Annotated in this window: 20 protein-coding genes; 8 read left to right on the plus strand and 12 right to left on the minus strand. The window is 53.7% G+C overall.

The features are described 5' to 3' along the window. The first annotated feature begins 125 nt into the window (after nt 1-125). Both HOL66_00550 and HOL66_00555 read left to right on the plus strand, forming a co-directional pair. Nucleotides 126-1016: a LysR family transcriptional regulator gene (locus HOL66_00550; protein ID MBT5242713.1), complete on the plus strand. Its 891-nt coding sequence runs from the start codon at nt 126-128 to the stop codon at nt 1014-1016. A 39-nt stretch (nt 1017-1055) separates the two neighbouring features. Next, nucleotides 1056-3116, plus strand: coding sequence for a 4Fe-4S binding protein (locus HOL66_00555; GenBank protein MBT5242714.1), 2061 nt, complete (start codon nt 1056-1058; stop codon nt 3114-3116). Here HOL66_00555 and mobB read toward each other — a convergent pair. The 12 genes from mobB to HOL66_00615 form a co-directional block, all read right to left on the minus strand. After that, on the minus strand, nt 3113-3616 hold the full coding sequence (gene mobB / locus HOL66_00560) for a molybdopterin-guanine dinucleotide biosynthesis protein B (protein MBT5242715.1): 504 nt from the start codon (nt 3614-3616) through the stop codon (nt 3113-3115). The genes HOL66_00555 and mobB overlap by 4 nt on opposite strands. Continuing rightward, the gene (locus tag HOL66_00565) at nt 3617-4945 is read right to left on the minus strand and encodes a hypothetical protein (protein ID MBT5242716.1); all 1329 of its coding nucleotides are present in this window, start codon (nt 4943-4945) and stop codon (nt 3617-3619) included. Nucleotides 4946-4948: 3 nt separating this feature from the next. After that, nucleotides 4949-6205: a (Fe-S)-binding protein gene (locus HOL66_00570; GenBank protein ID MBT5242717.1), complete on the minus strand. Its 1257-nt coding sequence runs from the start codon at nt 6203-6205 to the stop codon at nt 4949-4951. Further along, complete coding sequence (locus HOL66_00575) at nt 6202-6846, minus strand: hypothetical protein (GenBank protein ID MBT5242718.1); 645 nt, start codon at nt 6844-6846, stop codon at nt 6202-6204. Before HOL66_00575 ends, HOL66_00570 begins: the two co-directional genes overlap by 4 nt. Nucleotides 6847-6887: 41 nt before the next feature. Then, entirely contained in the window at nt 6888-7961 is a 1074-nt protein-coding gene (locus HOL66_00580) for a formate dehydrogenase subunit gamma (protein MBT5242719.1), read from the minus strand. A 2-nt stretch (nt 7962-7963) separates the two neighbouring features. Beyond that, nucleotides 7964-8269, minus strand: coding sequence for a hypothetical protein (locus HOL66_00585; protein ID MBT5242720.1), 306 nt, complete (start codon nt 8267-8269; stop codon nt 7964-7966). Between the two features lie 59 nt (nt 8270-8328). Further along, nucleotides 8329-8925, minus strand: coding sequence for a 4Fe-4S dicluster domain-containing protein (locus tag HOL66_00590; protein ID MBT5242721.1), 597 nt, complete (start codon nt 8923-8925; stop codon nt 8329-8331). 13 nt (nt 8926-8938) lie between these two features. Next, entirely contained in the window at nt 8939-11806 is a 2868-nt protein-coding gene (locus HOL66_00595; protein ID MBT5242722.1) for a molybdopterin-dependent oxidoreductase, read from the minus strand. Nucleotides 11807-11821: 15 nt separating this feature from the next. Continuing rightward, complete coding sequence (locus tag HOL66_00600; protein ID MBT5242723.1) at nt 11822-12031, minus strand: twin-arginine translocation signal domain-containing protein; 210 nt, start codon at nt 12029-12031, stop codon at nt 11822-11824. Nucleotides 12032-12097: 66 nt separating this feature from the next. Next, nucleotides 12098-12712, minus strand: a complete 615-nt coding sequence (locus tag HOL66_00605; protein MBT5242724.1) for a molecular chaperone TorD family protein — start codon at nt 12710-12712, stop codon at nt 12098-12100. A gap of 204 nt (nt 12713-12916) precedes the next feature. Next, nucleotides 12917-13444: a DUF3306 domain-containing protein gene (locus tag HOL66_00610; protein ID MBT5242725.1), complete on the minus strand. Its 528-nt coding sequence runs from the start codon at nt 13442-13444 to the stop codon at nt 12917-12919. Further along, nucleotides 13437-13985: a DUF3305 domain-containing protein gene (locus HOL66_00615; protein MBT5242726.1), complete on the minus strand. Its 549-nt coding sequence runs from the start codon at nt 13983-13985 to the stop codon at nt 13437-13439. The genes HOL66_00610 and HOL66_00615 overlap by 8 nt, the downstream gene beginning before the upstream one ends. 176 nt (nt 13986-14161) lie before the next feature. Between HOL66_00615 and HOL66_00620 the strand changes: the two genes are divergently transcribed. The 6 genes from HOL66_00620 (at nt 14162) to HOL66_00645 (ending at nt 19109) form a co-directional block, all read left to right on the plus strand. Further along, nucleotides 14162-14461, plus strand: a complete 300-nt coding sequence (locus tag HOL66_00620; protein ID MBT5242727.1) for a DUF3144 domain-containing protein — start codon at nt 14162-14164, stop codon at nt 14459-14461. A 121-nt stretch (nt 14462-14582) separates the two neighbouring features. Then, entirely contained in the window at nt 14583-15743 is a 1161-nt protein-coding gene (locus HOL66_00625) for an ABC transporter substrate-binding protein (GenBank protein MBT5242728.1), read from the plus strand. A gap of 77 nt (nt 15744-15820) precedes the next feature. Further along, nucleotides 15821-16696 (plus strand): branched-chain amino acid ABC transporter permease, encoded by an 876-nt coding sequence (locus HOL66_00630; GenBank protein ID MBT5242729.1) that lies wholly within the window; start codon nt 15821-15823, stop codon nt 16694-16696. Next, entirely contained in the window at nt 16693-17637 is a 945-nt protein-coding gene (locus tag HOL66_00635; GenBank protein MBT5242730.1) for a branched-chain amino acid ABC transporter permease, read from the plus strand. The genes HOL66_00630 and HOL66_00635 overlap by 4 nt, the downstream gene beginning before the upstream one ends. Beyond that, nucleotides 17634-18404 carry an ABC transporter ATP-binding protein gene (locus HOL66_00640; protein ID MBT5242731.1) on the plus strand — a complete coding sequence of 257 codons (771 nt, stop codon included), beginning with the start codon at nt 17634-17636 and terminating at the stop codon, nt 18402-18404. The genes HOL66_00635 and HOL66_00640 overlap by 4 nt, the downstream gene beginning before the upstream one ends. Next, nucleotides 18405-19109 carry an ABC transporter ATP-binding protein gene (locus HOL66_00645; protein MBT5242732.1) on the plus strand — a complete coding sequence of 235 codons (705 nt, stop codon included), beginning with the start codon at nt 18405-18407 and terminating at the stop codon, nt 19107-19109. Nucleotides 19110-19317 lie beyond the last annotated feature (208 nt).

Below are 19317 nucleotides of genomic sequence, written 5' to 3' on the forward strand. Positions count from 1 at the left end.
TTCTTGCCTGAACGGAATAAACATTAATCGAACGCCTGTCATGTGGCACGGTTTTTTCTGAATGGGAAGATTGAGGCTAAAGTTAATATTTAACAAATACAGTTTTCCCATATAAACTATTGATTATGGCAATAAGTGTAGCACACCTTCGCGCCTTCCATGGTGTCGCCATGGAGGGCGGTTTTTCAAAAGCGGCGCGGGCCCAGAATATCTCGCAATCAACGCTCTCTCTGCATGTTTCCGCACTCGAGGAAGGATACGGTGTTCAGTTGTTTGAACGTCGGGGACGTAAAGTAACCCTAACAAAATTCGGGGCCGATTTACTACCGATCACAGGCAAACTGTTTGAAAGCATGGAGCAGGTGGAAACGCTGCTGACCGGGGCGATGGATTTAAAAGGCGGCTATCTTTTGCTGGGCGCAACCGGCCCTCATCAGCTCATCCCCTTTATGAAAGCCTTCAAGGACCAGTATCCCGAACCCCGGCTATCGCTTTTCCTTGATAACAGCGAAAAGCTTCTGATTTCCCTGAAAGAACGCCATATCGATGTTGCCGTCCACTCAGCACCGCCGCGGGGCGAGGGTTTCGGAGTCATTCCCTTAAGCATCGATCCGGTCGTCGTTTGCCTTGCCCCGGACCATCTTCTGGCAAAAAAGAAAGCGATCAAGCTGAATGACCTGATCGAGGAGACCCTGATTGTCAGAGAGAAGGCAACCTATATCCGTGGCTTGATTGACGACGCCTTGGCCAGGACCGGGCTGCAACCAGCAGACATTTTGGAAACTGACAGCTGGCAGGCGGTCCATGAACTTGTTATTGCCGGCCTTGGCGTCAGCCTGATGTCCGTTGCCGATGCCGGTTCGGATGACCGCATCGTGCGGGTGCCACTCAATGATCCGGCACTGGAAATCACCGAATACCTGATCTTTGACCCCCAAAGGCGGCGTTTGAAAACGGTCAGGGCATTTCTTGACCTGGTCGAGAAAATAACCGGAGAACCCTGGTACACATTGTAGTAGATTAGTTTGTAATTATTACAAAAGGTGACGAGACTTATGACCGGGGAAAACAACAAAATTCTTATCTGCGACTGTGACGCCAGTATGAGTCTGGACGCCAAGGCTCTTTCCAAGGCCCTTGATGACGCCCCGGTCTCCTCCCACACCAGTTTATGTCGGGCCCAGATTGAAAACCTGTCCAGGGAACTGGCGGGAGATACACCCGTTACTGTGGCCTGTACCCAGGAAGTGCCGGTATTCCTTGAAGCCATCGACGAGCAGGAAAAACCCCCGGCGGTGACGTTTGTAAATATCCGCGAGCGCGCCGGCTGGTCCGGTGAAGGCAAGAAAGCAGGCCCAAAAATTGCTGCCCTGATCGCCGAAGCCGCCGTCCCGGTTAAACCGGCAATCAATCTGACCCTTGAATCTAATGGATCCGTCTTGATCCTTGGGCGGGACGAAATGGCGCTAGGGGCGGCCATACGTCTGTCACAACGCCTTGATGTCACCCTGGTTTTTCAAAACACGACCAAGGAATCCGTCATGCCGCCAGCATTGATGGATTTTCCCGTGTTTTCGGGCGCCGTTGAGACCGCGAGCGGGCACCTGGGCAATTTCGAGATCGCTTTTTCAGCCCTCGCCCCCAGTCTGCCTTCATCAAAGGGCAACTACACATTTGGGCAACCGGGTTCGCCAAACCCGTTGAAGACCGATCTTATTCTCGACCTGAGCGGGTCAGACCCCCTGTTCACCGGATCAGAGAAACGCGATGGTTATTTCAATCCGTCGACAAGCGATCCGGTCAGCATCGAACGCGCCTTGTTCGATCTTGCCGATATGGTCGGAGAATTCGAGAAACCCCGTTATGTGGACTATGACGGCGCCATCTGCGCCCATGGTCGCAATGGTATTCCCGGCTGCACCCTGTGCGTTGATCTGTGCCCGACCGGCGCCATTACATCAGCCGATGAGCGCGTCGCCATAGACCCCTATATCTGCGCTGGCTGTGGAAGTTGCGCCGGGTCCTGCCCGACCGGTGCTATCGAGTACGCCATGCCGGGTGGCGTTGATACCCTGGCGCGTCTGCGCACGTTGCTGGCAACGTATCTTAAAGCCGGAGGCAAGAATCCTGTCCTTATGATTCATGACCGGACATTCGGTGATGAAATGATCGCCACAATAGCCCGTTCCGGCAAAGGACTACCGGCAGGAGTTTTGCCTTTCCTGCTGAACGAGGTCACCCAGGCCGGAATTGATACCCTGCTTGCCGGCATCGCTTACGGGGCATCTCAAATTCTGGTTATGACGCCACCCCACAAGCAGGACGAACAGGATGGCCTGAACCAGCAGCTCGCCACATCCAACGCTATTTTAAAGGGCCTGGGTTACGGGGAGGATCGCCTGTCCCTGATTGATCAGGCCGATCCCGAAAGTGTCGAAGCCCGCTTATATGCCCTGAGCCCGCCCGCATCCGTTGGCGCTGCAACCTTTATGGCACTGGGTAACAAGCGCCAGCGCCTGAACCAAATTCTCGAAAGTCTGCACGGCCAAGCGCCCGCCCCCGTTGATGTGATCGAACTGGAACAAGGCGCGCCATTCGGGGCCGTCGTTATTAACACCGAAGGCTGTACCCTTTGCCTGTCATGCGTTAACGCCTGCCCGGCAAAAGCCCTTAGAGACAACCCGGACGCACCGGAGCTGAAGTTCCAGGAAAGCAATTGCATTCAGTGCGGATTGTGCAAAACCACCTGCCCTGAAAATGTCATCAGCCTGAACCCGCACATCGACTTCACGACGCTGAACGCCCAGGCGATAATCTTAAAGAAGGAAGAGCCCTTTGAGTGTATCCGTTGCAGCAAGCCGTTCGGGGTCAGCTCGACGATTGAGAAGATGATCGAGAAAATGCGTGGCCACAGCATGTTCCAGGACCCCAAATCCCTGGACCGGTTACGCATGTGTGACGACTGCCGGGTCATCGATATGGCCGAAGGGGAAGAGCACCCCTGGGCATCAAAACAACGTGGCACGAAAACCACGGAGGATTATCTGAAAGAGCGCGAAGACCTGCGCCAGCAAGCCGCCGAAGCGATGGAAAATGACAGCCCTGATGATGATTAAGCTTTTTCCAGCTTGTTAAATGACAAAATAAAATCGGCGACGGCGCTGACATCATTCAAATCAATCAACGGCACACTTAAGCCCTCAATCGGGCCGTCACTGGCAACGGCAATAATTTTATCGTCACCGGGGGCCAGTAATTCCTGTTCGTGATCGTGGCGGAAAACTTCCAGCTTGGCATGACTTTCGCGCTTGAAACCTTCGATCAGCAACAAATCGACCGGTTCCAGTTTTTCAATGAGCTCCCCCAGCGTTGGTTCGGGGGCATCGCGCAGTTCACGGATAAGCGACCAGCGCCCGGCAGAGGCAACCATCACTTGCTTGGCGCCGGACTTGCGATGGCGGTATGAATCCTTGCCCGGTTTATCGACTTCAACATTGTGATGAGTATGTTTGATGGTCGAAACCCCGACCCCCCGGGCCGTTAATTCGGGGATCAGCTTAACCAGTAATTCTGTCTTGCCGCTGCCGCTCATGCCGACGATGCCAAAAATTTTCATTTATTCCTCATCGTCTCTTATCCCGGGCAAGGCCTCGACCAATGAACAGAATGCGTCACCATCACCTGAACCGCAACCGGGTGCGAAAATAACCACATCCCACGCCCCTCCCTGTGCGGCTTGCACGGCTTTCTCTAAATTATCACACGGCCGGGTCCGAATGCTTCCCTCTAGGGCTTCGGCCAGATCCTTACCGGCCTGACCGAAAAGATAAGCTCCTTTGATGCGATCGGAAACTGCTTTAAGACCATCTATTGACCCGCCAATTTGATCACCACCGCCGATCCAGCAAATATCATCATAACCCTGGAAACTGCTGGCCACGCAATCAAGGGATGTTGAGGCGGCATCGTTGATATAAAGAACGCCGTCAATTTTCCCGATCTCCTCGCGATGATCAACAAGGCCCGGAAAACTCTGAATGGCCGCCATCGCCGCGTGCGGCTCAACACCAAGGGCACGCACGGTGGCAAAGGCCGCGACCACGTTCGCCTGGGCATGGGGTCCCGCGAATTGTCGGATCGATGATAAATCCATCACCACCACCGGCTCACCACCATCGAAACTGTCATAGAGCGCTCCATCCTGAACAAAGGCGCCACCCTTAATCACTTGTTTTGTTGAAATGGGGAACACCCGTTGTTCAGCGGCTTTCGATAATTTCTTAAAAATCGCCTGCGATGCTTTATCGTCAATACTGATGATGGCGGCCCGCGGTTCGGTCTGGCGATGAAAAATCTGCAAGGCTTCGGCACGCTTCATTGCGCTATCCATGTTCAACAGCACCGCAACATCGAACGTGATGGAAACCGTATGGGCGACCCTGAAAGGCGTCATCTCGGCAACATAAACCCCTTCGACCCCAAGCGGATCGGTGTTCAAGGCGGACGTGCCGGACAATCCCGCCATTTCCCCTTCACGGCCTGTAACCTGCAACAGGTAGGTGACAATCGCCGCCGTTAAGGATTTGCCGTAAGCACCCGATATTCCAACATAAGCCGCCTCGCGCTGGGTTCGCGCCAAAAGCTCGACATCGCAAATGACTTCCACATTCTGCTCAAGAGCCCGGGCTGCAAGATCTTTAGCCGCCGGATCGGTTTCCCATGCATGGGCGGAAACCACCAGCGTCGTGAACTGCCGAAGATCGTCTGCTGTGAAATCTTTAGTCGTGATGCCGCCTCCAGCGGCGTGTGCCCGATTATCCGGGTCGCTATCCCACGTCGAAAGTTCGGCCTGTCCCGCGTGCAGGGCGCGGGCAGTATAAAGCCCGGCCTCATCAAGACCGTACAAGGCTACGGGGTAGCCGGCAAAAGGGAAGACATCTATCAAGAGTTAGTCATCGAGGTATTCGGCCACCAGTTCAGTGAGTCCCAGAACGGGAAGGTCCATCCCGAATTCGTCGATGGCCTCTTCCAGAACATTTCGGCAATTACCACAGGCCGTAACCAGCGCTTCGGGGCCCACCGCATCAAGTTGCTTCTTCTTGGCCCCAAATGATTTAATCCGCAATTCTTCGGCTCTTGAATTGGAACTGACGCCACCACCGCCGCCGCAACAAATATTGGCGACGCCATAATTTTCCATCTCGATGAAATTGTCACTTACCATATGCAGAAGGTTTCTCGGTTCATCAACGATACCGCCCCGGCGGACGATTTGGCATGGATCATGGAAAGTGACCCGGCGTTGATCAAGCTCGCTTTTGGTTTTGATCCGGCCTTCACGGACAAGTTGGTCGAGCAACTCGAGAATATGAATAACTTCAAAATCATAATTCTTGCCGACAAGATTAGGGCCTTCCCAATTCAGCGCCGAATAGGCATGGCCACATTCCGGACTGACAACGTATTTGACCTGCAGTTTTTCAGCCGCATCAACGATACGCTGGACCAATGTTCTGGCGATTTCCTTGTCGCCCATCTGGATACCGACATTTGTTGCCTCATAAGCTTCCGTCGATATGGTCCAGGTCACACCGGCCTGTTTGAAAATGCGCGCCAGTGCACCGATCACTTCATAGAAGTTCAGAACTTCCATCGCTGACAGGATAATCATGTAGTCAACGCCGACCTTATTAAGTTCGATAGGGATGCCAACTTCTTCGGCTTGTTCGCCGACAATCTTGGCCATGATTTCAGGTTTAATACCAAGTGGGCGGCCAATTTCCAGCACCCGCTTGGCGGCTGCGTTCAGGCCTTCAGGCACCAGCCCTGCGGCGACCATCGCTTCACGGGATTTGCGCACAAGACCCGCAATGTCGATGCCCATAGGACAAACAATGGTGCAACGCCCACACAAGGTGCATGAATCATAAATCAGCTCTTCCCACTCTTTAAGCATATCTTCGTCGACTTCATCAGGAACCAGGCCAAACATCTTCTTGATGCCTGAAAGCGGAGCTTTATGGCGTTTGTAAACACGCCGCATGGGTTCCAGCTTCCATACCGGTGTGTAGCGCACATCGCCGGTCGTCTCATAAAAATGACAAGCCTGGGCACACTGGCCACAATGAACACAAGAATCCAGATAGGCCGCGGCAGAGGCATCAATATTATTGACGAAAGTTTCGATAGCGGCTGAAACACTCATGGCACGACTCCCCGGCGACCAAAGAAGGCGCCTGTATAGCCACGACTGAAGACAAAGGTAACCGCGTGCATCAGGCGGCTAAACGGGAAGTATATAAGCCAGATTTCGACGCTCAGCATGTGAAGGGCGCGCAAACTGTCGTGACTTTCATCCAATGCAAGGCAGCCGGTCAACATGGCAAGGAACGTCAACCATGATGCAATATGATCATCGGCATCGGAAATTTGAATCATCACCGGATCCGAGATGCGCCTGATCCACAGCAGGATCAAACCGGCAAAAGCAATTTCGGCGCTCAGGATAAAGCCCCAGCGCGGCATCGTCACCCAATCGAAGCCAACGACATTTTCTTTCAGGAACAACACATGTGGGGCCGCATAAATCAACAAGGCGAAAAGTCCCAGATGGAACATATAGCCCGCGACCAGGTGATAGCGGGTACGGAAAGAAAAACCACCGTGGGGGACAAAGTGGAGGAATTGCCCCTTGATCGCACCCATCAGGGCCGACGCACGAGGAATTGAAATATCCGGTTTACGGCCAAACCGGATGATACCGATAATCCGCCACAGGGCACCGAGGACAAAAACGCTTGATGCCAACACCCACAGCGGACCTTCTGTAATTTCAAGAAATGTCATTCGCCTCGTCCTTCTTTTCGTGACCGTTTTAATTTATGCGATCATTCCGCTGGCATGTTGTCTGGTTGACCAGCCTGCACGGCGCCTTCTACAACGTCCTCGCCTTCAGCCATCGCCTCTTCGGCCCACCAGCCGTGATGTTCCTGGGCCCACTTTTCATCGACATAACCTTGTGTCATGCCTTCAAGCGCCCCTTCAACACCGATGGTGCCCAGATAGATATGAACAAGCGAGACGGCGATTAGAATAACCGCAGACCCGCCATGTATCAGGTGCGCCAGTTGCAACTGCTGGACGCGCTCCGCCAGCCACGGGAAATCGAGCAATAAGCCTGAACCCGAAACCGCCAGCCCGGCAAAGAACAGCAACCAGTACCAGAATTTTTCGCCCAGATTGTATTTCCAGCTTGGCGGATGCCCCTTGGAGAAGAAGCCGCCCTGCATCACCCAGGTCAAATCACCCTTCTGCCAGATATTATCCTTCAAATAGACGCCAAGCATGATGACCAGGGCGACAATAAAAAGTGGGCCCAGCAGGTTATGGGCTTGCATCGAGGCGCTGGCGACGGCTGACCAGGCGTCTTTGCCGATGATCGGCGAAATCACATAACGCCCGAACATCACAAACAGGCCACTGAAACCAAGCAGAATAAACAGGCTGGCAATAAACCAGTGTATCCATCGTTCCGGTTGCGAGAACCGGGGAACCGCCCTGCCCGTTCGCCCACCCGTCATCTTGATGCGGCCATGAACAAGGAAGAACACGATAACAAAAACCAGGGACACAAGGATTAATAGACCGCCCCAGTAGGAAAGTGGGCCATTTCTTAATGACCGCCACTCTTCCCCCGGCGTCTGAATAAGAACCTGCATCCCGCCCGGGGTGCCCGAAAGGTCAAAAGGCTGGCCACGACGCAGCTGGCGCCAGAAATCAGAATCGCTCTGATTGCCCAGGGTTTTTCCCGGAACATTGCCACTCGTTTGCGCATAAGCCTGGGACTTAAGATCAAAAGACCCGGTCATTCCAGCGGCAAACACCCAGACAAACAACATCATGAAACACGCCATCACGGTCAGGCGTTTGAAGGGCAGTCTTTTTTTCATCGACTTATTCATGGCTATTGTCTTCCCGACTGAGACCAGGCCCTGATACGCATGGATTGCAATTTCGCCCTGTTGATAGAAGCAGAGCCGGATATTTTCGCCCCACCAACCGGTCTGGAAGAGCCGGACTGATGAACCATACGGTTACGTAAACTGGCCAACTGATTTCGGCTTAAGGTTTTGTCCGGATTTGATCCAAGAAATTTACCCGCTTGTAGGCTTAGCAAGCGTCCTTGTTCCTCATCGCGGCAAGCGCCAAGGGATACGGCGATCAATGTCACCATTCCCAAGAACAGCACACGCTTATGCAAATCGGCCATACTACAGTCGCTCCTTTGAGAAGGTGTCTGCCCCGTTCGTGCGAGGCAGACTTGCCTGCTCAACCTCCGCCTTTTTTCTCGTAGGCCGTTCCCCAACCCCAGGCACCCGAGCCGAAGCCGCGGGACACAACACGCTCCCGGTAAATGTTGGAGACTTCATTGCCATCACCACCGAGCAAGGCCTTGGTCGCGCACATTTCTGCGCACAACGGAAGCTTTCCTGCGGCCAGGCGATTGGCGCCGTATTTGGTTTTTTCGGCCAACGAGAAATCTTCTTCAGGGCCACCGTTGCAGAAGGTGCATTTGTCCATCTTGCCGCGCGAGCCGTAGCTGCCGGCTTGCGGGTATTGCGGCGCGCCAAACGGGCAAGCGTAGAAGCAATAACCACAACCGATGCATAAATCCTTGGAATGCAAAACGACGCCCTGTTCGGTGTCGTAGATGCAATCAACCGGACAGACCGCTATACACGGTGCATCCGAGCAATGCATACAAGCCACCGAAATGGATCGCTCGCCCGCCCTGCCGTCGTTAATGGTGACGACCCTGCGGCGGTTGATGCCCCAAGGAACTTCGTTAGCGTTTTTACAAGCCGTAACACAGCCATTACATTCGATGCAGCGTTCGGCGTCACAGAGAAATTTCATACGTGCCATTTTCTTGCTCCCCTTATGCTGCTTCGATGCGACAAAGTGTCACTTTGGATTCTTGCATTTGCGTCACCGAATCATAACCGTAGGTGCCGCACATATTGGCCGCTTCACCAAGAACGTATGGATCCGTGCCTTCGGGATATTTATCCCTTAGATCTTTGCCCTGCCAATGGCCACCAAAGTGGAACGGCATAAAGCAAACACCGGCGGCAACCCGATCGGTAATCATCGCCTTGATCAGAACCTTGCCGCCTTCAGGGCTATAAAGCCACATATCCTGACCGTCCCTGATACCGGCGTTATTGGCATCGACCGCATTAACCTCACAGAACATTTCCTGCTGCAATTCGGCCAGCCACTTGTTGGAACGGCTTTCATCGCCGCCACCTTCGTATTCAACAAGTCTGCCTGTGGTCAGGATGGTCGGGAACTTTTTCGAGAAATCCTGCTTTTGGATCGACTCGTAAAGGGTCGGCAGACGGTAGTTCCTGGTATCCTTGTAAGTCGGATAATCAGGGACCAGATCACGCCTTGGTGTGTACAGGGGCTCCCTGTGGATGGGCACCGGGTCGGGGAATGTCCAGACCACGGTACGGGCCTTGGCATTTCCAAACGGTGCGCAACCATGCTTGATAGCGACGCGCTGGATACCACCTGAAAGGTCGGTTTTCCAGTTGCTCTTGTCACCGACACCCTTGGCCATGATAGCCTTTTCAGCCGCCGTCAGGTCCTTGTCCCAGCCCAGTTTCTTGAGCATCGCCATGGAGAATTCAGGATAACCATCCTTGATTTCCGAACCGACTGAATAAGATCCTTCGGCGAGAAGATTTTGACCGTCTTTTTCGACGCCAAAGCGGGCCCGGAAAGTCAGGCCACCTTCGGCCACCGGTTTTGACGGATCATAAAGAACAGGTGTTCCCGGATGACCCATTTCCGCCGTTCCCCAGCAAGGCCAGGGCAGACCATAATACTCACCATCGCAGGGGCCACCTCTGGCTTGCAAGGTGGTCCGGTCAAAGGTGACTTTGTTGGCCATTTGTTTTTTCATCCGTTCCGGCGACTGGCCGGTATAACCGATGGTCCACATTCCCCTGTTAAATTCGCGGGTAATGTCTTCGACAAAAGGTTCGTTACCGTTGACCTTGATGTTCTTGAACATCTCTTTGTCCATGCCCAGCTTCTTGGCAAACATGTACATGATTTCATGGTCGGGCTTGGATTCGAAAACCGGTTCAACGACTTTGTCACGCCATTGCAGGGAACGGTTTGACGCTGTCACCGAACCATAGGTTTCGAACTGTGTACAGGCCGGTAGGACGTAGACCCCGTCCTTGCGATCAGGAATGACCGCAGCAAAAGTTGGTACAGGATCAATGACCACCATCAGGTCGAGTTTTTCCATCGCCGTTTTCATTTCCGGCAGACGGGTCTGCGAGTTGACCGCGTGGCCCCAAAGCACCATCGCCCGAACGTTATCGGGTTGGTCGATGTTGTCCTTTTTCTCGAGCACGCCATCAATCCAGCGTGATACCGGGATGCCTTTTGATTCCATCAGTTTCTGGGTCGCAAAACGGCCCTTCAACCAGTTGTAATCAGTCTCCCAGACACGCGCCCAGTGCTTCCATGAACCGGTTTTAAGGCCGTAATAACCGGGCAATGAATGGGACAGGATGCAGAAGTCGGTCGCCCCCTGAACATTGTCGTGGCCACGGAAAATATTGGCACCACCGCCCTGCTTGCCCATGTTGCCGAGGGCCAGTTGCATGATGCAGTAAGCGCGGGTGTTGTTGTTACCATTGGTGTGCTGGGTGCCGCCCATGCACCAGATGAACGTGCCGGGACGGTTATTGGCCATGATCCGGGCGACGCGCTTCAACTGCGAACCCGGAACGCCCGTAACCCTTTCGGTTTCTTCAGGTGTCCATTTGTTGATCTCTTTGCGAACCTGGTCCAGGCCCCAAACGCGCTGGCGGATAAACTCTTTATCTTCCCAGCTGTTCTCGAACACATGCCACAGAATACCCCAGATCAAAGCAACATCCGTACCGGGGCGGAAGCGGACGTATTCATCAGCATGGGCCGCGGTGCGGGTGAAGCGCGGATCACAGACAATCAGCGCCGCATTGTTCTGTTCCTTGGCTTTAAGAAGATGCTGCAAGGCAACCGGATGGGCTTCGGCCGGGTTGGAGCCAATCAGGAACATCGCCTTGGAATTATGGATGTCGTTGTACGAGTTGGTCATCGCCCCGTAGCCCCAAGTATTAGCAACACCGGCGACGGTCGTTGAGTGGCAAATACGCGCCTGGTGATCACCGTTGTTGGAACCCCAGTAGGCGTAGAACTTGCGGAACAGGTAAGACTGTTCGTTACTGAATTTGGCCGATCCCAGCCAATAAACCGAATCAGGACCAGAGGTCTTGCGGATATCGAGCATCTTGTCGCCGATTTCGCCGATTGCCTCGTCCCAGGAAACCCGCTTCCATTTGCCGCCTTCCAATTTCATCGGGTATTTCAGGCGGCGCTCGTTATGGGCATGTTCGCGGACACTGGCACCCTTGGCGCAGTGGCTGCCAAGATTGATCGGGCTGTCGAAGTCCGGCTCCTGACCGGTCCAGACACCGTCTTCAACTTCGGCAATAACGCCGCAGCCGACAGAACAGTGGGTGCAAACCGAAGCAATGCGCTTGGCTTTGCTTGCCGTGGCCTGGGCAGCAGCCGGTTGAACGTGACCCAGTGTCGCCGCAGAGGCCAGCGCCACACCACCAGCCGTCAGGCCGGAGTTGCGCAGGAACGTGCGTCGATCAATTGCCCCGCCGATTGATCCGGCAAGGGCCTGACTGAGCCGTGAATTCTTTGATGTTCCGTTTGATTTTTTAATTAACATGCTGTTCTCTCCCCTCTAGAACCGGGCCAAGGAATAGTACGTGCGGACATGGTCGGTTTCCTGATAACCGCCAGTAGCTGAAGTCTTCGATTCGGCAGCTTCGCTGACCTTCGGTGCGGTGCCGACCGCGGCAACTGCGGCAGCGCCAGCCGACAGGGCGGCGCCTTTAAGGAATTCACGTCTGGGCAACCGTTCTGATTTGATTTCGGTTTTCTTCTTCGTCATCTTGCTCTCCCACTTTCATTCCGGTGAATGCCGGAAAAAATTAACGTTCCTTTGCGGCCCTGATCATCAGGCCGCCATGTCAAATGCCTGTTCTTCAATTTCCATCAACAACGTGCCAATCGTTCCAACCGGCACGTACAGTGATGCGTTTTCCGCCTCTTCAAGATCAGTGAAAAACATTGGTGCCCACGACAAAAGATGGGCTCTGAAAAATGATTGCTGACAGCCGTCGCCTTCCGGGCCGCGATGGCCCAGGATAAGCGTGTGCATGACTTCCAGCACGGTTGCGATGTGGTCTTCGGGTTCCGTTGCTTTCGGGTCACCCTGCAGCCCCAGGCGCGACATCTCGCCACGCAAGACGGCCAGCGGCTTGTCATAAAGCAGCCCGGTCAGGTAATGGGATGCATAAGGCAGCAGCTCGCCACCGGCGCCAACCCCGTAAAACAGCTTGGTGAATTCTTCTTCGATATCCTCAGGTGTCGCCTTCCTGGCAGCGGCAGATAAAGCGCCAAGAGCTTTTCCCATGGGGCTATCGTCGCCTTCAATGGAACGCAACATTTCGATGGTTTCAGGGGTCGGAGGTTTCGTGAGGAGGTTCGATAAAAGGGCATAGAAACGGGCGCGCAGAAGCTCGTCATCACCCTCAGCTTGTGAAATCTGGCCTCCCCGACCTTCATTCATAACAGCCCCTCCGAGGCTTTTCGTTATGGCTCGTTGTTCTTTTTTATTAAGACTAAAGTTATAGCAGAAAAACCGCCATTTATCCATGCATTTGGGAGGACTCTCGGCATCGAGTCAATTTTAATTATTGTAATGAACAGGAGGGGAGCAAGCTTAAAGTGCCATAAGCCCTTATAAAGACTATTACCTTAATTTTCTCTAATATTAATCTTTTCCACCATGCGGAACCGGCAGTTCGGCTTGCTCGGCCAATTGAGATGGCTCGTCATCGGCGTGTTCCGAGGATTCCTGCTCCGCAACAGGGTCTTCGCTTACAGCTTCATCTTCTGCCAGTTCCTCTTCAATTTCGGCTTCATCTTCCTCAACCAGTCCCTTGCCGACTTTGTACGCCGTCTCGACAACCATTTCGACGATGCCGAGGGCCGAATAATCATCGTCATAATCATTGAGGCCATCAAGGTTGGCGAATACCGGGTTGCTGGTCCACAGTTTACGCAAAGCCTTCCGGGCCAGTTCCTCGGGCACATTCTCACCCAAAAAGCCCGTGTAATCGGAATCCCCGTCAAGAGACTCGATGGGCGGCAAATCGGCGACTACCTGCTCTTCCGTCGTTGCTACTTCATCACCTGAGCCATCAGGAAGCGCTTCGGCAAGCTGATCAGGTTCATCAACCTTGTCGGTGTCGGCCAGTTTGGTTTGTGACCATCTGTTGATAAATGTTTTTTCAGCCATTTTGCCTTCCGGGAGGTCTGCGTTCACCCCGCGCCTTACGGGGATCGTAGGCTTTGCGTTTGCGTTTCTTGAACGGCACATCAACATGGTGACGCTCGACAAATGCTTGCGCCCAGCCATGAATTATTTCCGGCATCTGGACACCTTCGACCCATTCATCGCCGCTCTCATCATACCCTTCTGCCTCGAACGGGCAGAGTGTTGCCTCAAAAGCCGTTACTTCGTGTTCATGGGCGCCTTCTTCTTCGGGGCGCAGAACGACAAATACCTGTGGTGGTGACTGGCTGAGATTGACTTTGTAGCCTTCGGTTTCTCTGGGGAACAGTTCCAATTGCATCATGCCGGCGAAAAAATGGGTCCAGCCATCGCCCTCGCGCAACACTTGCCAGTCTTCCATATCCACTCCGCCGGGAATGACCCCGACCAGTTTCCATTCATGATCGGCCCAGCGGTTATCAATATCACGACGCTCAAGAACAACGCCGATATCCATGGTTCGGGGAATATCGTCTGCCTTTTGGGCGGGCGGTTGATCTGTCATAAGTCTTCCTGCGCAGGGTTTAAATTATACCAATACTATCGGACCAGCATGTCCTGAATGTCAAACACACACCGCAATCCGTGCCCTGTCCATAGAAATCTATTTTATTAAAGTCATGTTTTGACTAGGCTTTGAAATGATTATCGCAAAACCAAAACCACCGAGGCTGCATTATAATGTCTGATAATAATCCTGAATCCGAACAGGTTTCCCTCTCCAACCACATCATCAATCTGGCCAATGACGCTATGGGCGATGGCCACGCAGCAGAAGACGTTGCTGAAAGTTTGCGTCACGCGGCGGCTAATTTTTCAGCTTACGCTTTTTTCCGCTCCGAACAGTCACCCAAGGACCCAAATCATACGGTCGAAAGCTTTATTTCGCTGTTTGAGTATTATCTTGATGCCCACAAACCGGAAGATTCAAGCGGTCAAGGCTTGATGCAAACCATAGCCCAGGCCAAGGAGGAATTATAATTTTACCTAATTTTCCACAAAAGCGTTGTGGGGATTGTTTAATTCCAGTAATTTGGTACGAGAAGACATATTAAAAAACAATACGAATGCAAAAAGCCCTAAAACAGGAAGGAAAATCAGGATGAAATCGCTTTTCAAAAAGGCCGGGCTCACGGCCCTTGTCGCGGCTAGCGCCATTGGCTTGGTAGCAAGCAATGCAAAGGCCGCAGAGCCCATCAAGATCGGCTCGTTTCTAGCCGTTACAGGTGGCGCGTCATTCCTTGGCGATCCGGAAAAGAAAACCCTCGATATGTACGTCGAGAAAATCAACGCCGAGGGTGGCGTTCTTGGCCGCAAACTTGAACTCATTGTTTATGATTCCGGCGGCAATCCAAAAAAAGCCGTTCCCTTCGCCAAGCGTTTGATCAACGACGATAAGGTTGACATTCTTCTCGCCGGTTCGACCACCGGGGCGACCATGGCAGTTATTCCCATCGTCGAAAAAGCGGGCATTCCCTTCATTTCCTTTGGCGGAGCCGGCGTCATTATCAATCCGGTCAAAAAATGGGTCTTCAAGACACCCCATACGGACACATTGGCCGTTAAAAAAATCTACACAGACATGAAAGCCCGTGGCATTTCCAAGGTCGGCTTGCTTTCAGGCAGTGGTGGATTTGACAAGTCCTGCCGCAAGAACGTTCTCGCCCTGGCCGCAGGCGCCGGCATGAGCGTTGTCGCCGATGAGACCCATGGCAAGGGTGACACCGACATGACCGCCCAGATCACCAAAATCAAAAACGCCGCTGGTGTACAAGCCATGCTGTATTGCGGTTTTGGCGGCGCGACATCGATTGTCGCCAAGAACTTCAAGCAACTGGGTGTCAGCATTCCTCATTACCAGACGCACGGTTCAGCATCCAAGTCCTTCATCAAGAACGCCGATGGCGGTGCTGAAGGCGTTCGCCTTCCGGCAGCGGCCCTGGTTGTTGTCGATGCCTTGCCTGACAGCCATCCGCAAAAGAAAGTCGCTAGCGCTTACAAAAAAATGTACGAAGCAAAAGCCGGTAGTGAAATTTCATCCTTTGGCGGACACGCCTATGATGGCCTGATGCTTGCTGTTGAAGCGATCACCCGGGCAGGTTCGACCGACAAGGCCGCCGTTCTGGCCGAACTCGAAAAGACCAATAACTTCATTGGTGTTGACGGCATCTACACGATGTCCCCGACCGATCACTTGGGTCTCGACGAAGCTTCTTTCGTCATGGTCGAAGTTAAGGGTGGCGACTGGAAGATGCTTAAATAAATCTTCGCACTTTGTAGATAATGGCTCCCTCATTTCCGTATGGGGGAGCCACTTTTTTTATGGCATAATTTTATCCCATGTACGCAGAGTTCTTACAGTTTCTGTTTTCAGGCATTACTGTCGGCGCCATTTACGCCCTCGTCGGCCTTGGCTTTGCGATTATTTATAATGCCAGTAACGTCATCAATTTTGCCCAGGGCGAATTTGTCATGCTTGGCGGCATGGGCACGGTCTTTTTTATTGGTCTGGGATTACCCATGCCAATCGCCGTTTTGCTCGCCATTGCACTGACAGTGGTTGTTGGCTTCGGTCTTGAAAAATTAGCCGTTGAGCCAGCCCGCGACGCCCCCATCGTCACCTTGATTATCATCACCATCGGGGCTTCCATTTTCCTTAGGGGAGCTGCCCAATTGGTCTGGGATCGCAACTTCCACAGCGTGGACTCGTTTTCAGGTAGTGACCCGATCATGGTCGCGGGCGCATCGATCCTGCCGCAAAGTTTATGGATTCTTTGCAGCACGGTCGTCATCGTTATTGCCTTGCACATGTTCTTTACCCGCTCCATGACGGGCAAGGCGATCATCGCCACATCCCACAATCCGCTGGCCGCCAAATTAATGGGTATCGACACATCCATGGTCCTGCTGATGAGCTTCGGACTGTCGGCCCTGCTTGGCGCCAGTGCCGGCATCCTGATCGCACCCATATCGCTGACCTACACGGGCGTCGGCATCATGCTGGGCCTGAAAGGGTTTTGCGCTGCGGTACTGGGCGGGCTTGGCAAACCCATGGGTGCGATTGCCGGGGGGTTGCTTGTCGGCATCAGTGAAGCCATGACTGCAGGCTATATTTCTTCGGCCTACAAGGACGCGGTCGCCTTCATCATCATTCTGGCCGTTCTGTTCCTGATGCCCAACGGCCTGTTTGGCGGACGCGGGACCGAACGGGTATGAACGCTTTATCAAAACCTGAAACCGGCGGCATCCTCAGTCTGGCTCTTATCATTGCCATCCTGCCATTCTTCCTGCCCAACAGTTTTTATTTTGACGTCGTCATTCTGGTTGGCATCAACGCCATCGTCTGTGTGGGCCTAAATCTGTTGATCGGTTATGCCGGTCAGATCAGCCTGGGACATGCCGGTTTTTTTGGCCTAGGGGCATATTTTTCCGGCATTCTGGTGAGCAACCATGGTTGGTCGCCGATCGTCGCCTTGATATCGGGGGCGCTGTTTGTCGGTCTCCTCGCCTATATTCTCGCCCGCCCGGTAATGAAACTGCGTGGCCATTATCTGGCCATGGGTACGTTGGGGATGGGTATCGTTATCTCGATTGTCCTCAACCAGGAAGGCGATTTGACCGGCGGCCCCGATGGTATGCCGGTCGCCGGTTTTTCCATTTTTGGCTGGGAACCGGGAAATGAGCTGACCTGGTACTGGATGGTTAGCGGTCTGTTACTGATTGCGGTGTGGATGGCCCTAAACCTGATTAATTCACCCGTTGGCCGGGCCCTGCGCGCCGTCCATGGGTCGGAAGTGGCGGCTTCTGTCGCCGGTGTTGATGTGGCCCGTTACAAATCCCTGGTGTTTGTCGTCTCCGCCGTATTCGCCAGTATCGCGGGTTCCCTGTATGCCCATTATTCCGGCTTCCTGACGCCCTCGGAGGCCGATTTTTTCCACTCCATCGAGCTCGTAACCATGGTCGTGCTGGGCGGCATGGCATCTGTTTTCGGTGCTGTTGTCGGGGCTGCCGTGCTGACCCTGCTGCCCCAACTGCTGACCGTTTTTCATGACTACGAAATGCTGGTGTTCGGGGCGGCGATGATGATCACCATGATCTTCATGCGGCGCGGCCTGGTGCCAACCCTGCAATCCGCTTTCAACAGGTGGCGCAAATGAGCATGCTTCGCGTCGAAAACCTGAACATGTCTTTTGGTGGCGTTCACGCGGTTGAAGACATGAGCTTTAGCGTCAATCCGGGCACCATTCATTCCATCATCGGCCCGAACGGGGCCGGAAAAACAACTCTGTTTAATTTAATCACCGGTGTTTACAGCCCAAGTTCGGGGCAGGTTTTCTTCAACGACCGGGACATCACCAACGTCCCCACCTATGAACTCGCCAGGCACGGCATATCGCGCACGTTCCAGAACTTGCAGATATTTTTCAATATGAGCGCCGTTGATAATGTCATGGTCGGCAATCACCTGAAAACAGACAGCCGATTTCTACCGGGCCTGTTTGGTTTGGCTTCGATCAAACGCGGCGAACGTGAATGCCGTGAGCGGGCCGAACAAATCATGTGTGATGTGGGGCTTGAAAAGTTTATTGGCAGTGACGCAGGCTCCATGCCTTATGGCGCCCTAAAGTGGCTGGAAATTGCCCGCGCCCTGGCCAGTGAGCCGGGCATCCTGTTGCTCGATGAACCGGCGGCCGGCCTGAACCCTTCAGAAACCAGCGAAATTGACGATCTGATCAAGCGGGTCGCTGAAAAGGGCATTACGGTCATTCTGGTTGAGCACGACATGAAACTGGTGATGGGTGTGTCCGATCACATCCTGGTTCTCGACAGCGGTCGTAAACTGGCCGAAGGCACGGCCGAGGAAATCCGCAAGAACCCAGATGTCATCGAGGCTTATTTGGGCCACAGGCGGGGTGCTCGCTAAATGTTATTGGAAATCCGAAATCTCTCAAGCCGGTACGGTCGCATCCAGGCCCTTCACAGCATTGATGTTGATGTTGATGAAGGCGAACTGGTTGCCCTTGTCGGCGCCAACGGGGCTGGCAAAACAACCCTGCTTCGCACCATATCGGGCGTTCAACCGCCCAGCGAGGGAACCGTCACGCTGGCGAACAGGGATATTACCACGTTTTCGTCTTCCCGGCGGGTCAAGTTAGGCGTTGTCCAGGTGCCCGAAGGGCGACAGGTGTTTGGCCCCATGTCGGTGGAGGATAACCTGCTGCTCGGTTCCTATACCCGGGAGCGTGCGGAAGCCGCGCGCACCATTGAGGAAATGTATGCCCGCTTTCCAATCCTTAAGGAAAAGCGCCACCAGATGGCCGGAACCTTGTCAGGTGGCCAGCAACAAATGTTGACCATGGGTCGCGCCCTGATGGCCAAACCGCGCATTCTGTTGCTCGATGAACCCAGCATGGGGCTGGCGCCGCTTCTTGTTGACGAGATTTTTGAAATTGTCAGCCAGCTTCGCAGCGCCGGGACGACCATCTTCATGGTCGAACAGAACGCCTTCATGGCCCTGGAAATTGCCGACCGGGCTTATGTGCTGGAAGCCGGACACGTCACCCTGTCGGGGACCGGCGAGGAACTTTTATCCAACGAGAAAGTCATCGAAGCCTATCTTGGTATTTAGAGCATTTCCGGGATAATATGAACCACTCTGACCATGTTATTTTGTTTCGTGGCTAGGAGCGTGTTGCGACCCGATGCCTGCGCATCGGGTAAGGCGCGCGACAACGTCACGGGACAAAAGAACGTGGCCTTCGGTGGGGCATACCGGCCCGTCGGGGGCGTTGCGGCCCTTGCCCGATGCGATGGCATCGCGCGGCAGGCCGCGCCTA

Source organism: Rhodospirillaceae bacterium, from assembly GCA_018662005.1.
In the GTDB taxonomy this organism is placed as follows: domain Bacteria; phylum Pseudomonadota; class Alphaproteobacteria; order Rhodospirillales; family JABHCV01; genus JACNJU01.

Coding starts and splice junctions, on each gene's coding strand:
- HOL66_00550 (MBT5242713.1), top strand. CDS start 126: ATGGCAATAAGTGTAGCACACCTTCGCGCCTTCCATGGTGTCGCCATG.
- HOL66_00555 (MBT5242714.1), top strand. CDS start 1,056: ATGACCGGGGAAAACAACAAAATTCTTATCTGCGACTGTGACGCCAGT.
- mobB (MBT5242715.1), bottom strand. CDS start 3,616: ATGAAAATTTTTGGCATCGTCGGCATGAGCGGCAGCGGCAAGACAGAA.
- HOL66_00570 (MBT5242717.1), bottom strand. CDS start 6,205: ATGAGTGTTTCAGCCGCTATCGAAACTTTCGTCAATAATATTGATGCC.
- HOL66_00575 (MBT5242718.1), bottom strand. CDS start 6,846: ATGACATTTCTTGAAATTACAGAAGGTCCGCTGTGGGTGTTGGCATCA.
- HOL66_00580 (MBT5242719.1), bottom strand. CDS start 7,961: ATGAATAAGTCGATGAAAAAAAGACTGCCCTTCAAACGCCTGACCGTG.
- HOL66_00585 (MBT5242720.1), bottom strand. CDS start 8,269: ATGGCCGATTTGCATAAGCGTGTGCTGTTCTTGGGAATGGTGACATTG.
- HOL66_00590 (MBT5242721.1), bottom strand. CDS start 8,925: ATGGCACGTATGAAATTTCTCTGTGACGCCGAACGCTGCATCGAATGT.
- HOL66_00595 (MBT5242722.1), bottom strand. CDS start 11,806: ATGTTAATTAAAAAATCAAACGGAACATCAAAGAATTCACGGCTCAGT.
- HOL66_00600 (MBT5242723.1), bottom strand. CDS start 12,031: ATGACGAAGAAGAAAACCGAAATCAAATCAGAACGGTTGCCCAGACGT.
- HOL66_00605 (MBT5242724.1), bottom strand. CDS start 12,712: ATGAATGAAGGTCGGGGAGGCCAGATTTCACAAGCTGAGGGTGATGAC.
- HOL66_00610 (MBT5242725.1), bottom strand. CDS start 13,444: ATGGCTGAAAAAACATTTATCAACAGATGGTCACAAACCAAACTGGCC.
- HOL66_00615 (MBT5242726.1), bottom strand. CDS start 13,985: ATGACAGATCAACCGCCCGCCCAAAAGGCAGACGATATTCCCCGAACC.
- HOL66_00620 (MBT5242727.1), top strand. CDS start 14,162: ATGTCTGATAATAATCCTGAATCCGAACAGGTTTCCCTCTCCAACCAC.
- HOL66_00625 (MBT5242728.1), top strand. CDS start 14,583: ATGAAATCGCTTTTCAAAAAGGCCGGGCTCACGGCCCTTGTCGCGGCT.
- HOL66_00630 (MBT5242729.1), top strand. CDS start 15,821: ATGTACGCAGAGTTCTTACAGTTTCTGTTTTCAGGCATTACTGTCGGC.
- HOL66_00635 (MBT5242730.1), top strand. CDS start 16,693: ATGAACGCTTTATCAAAACCTGAAACCGGCGGCATCCTCAGTCTGGCT.
- HOL66_00640 (MBT5242731.1), top strand. CDS start 17,634: ATGAGCATGCTTCGCGTCGAAAACCTGAACATGTCTTTTGGTGGCGTT.
- HOL66_00645 (MBT5242732.1), top strand. CDS start 18,405: ATGTTATTGGAAATCCGAAATCTCTCAAGCCGGTACGGTCGCATCCAG.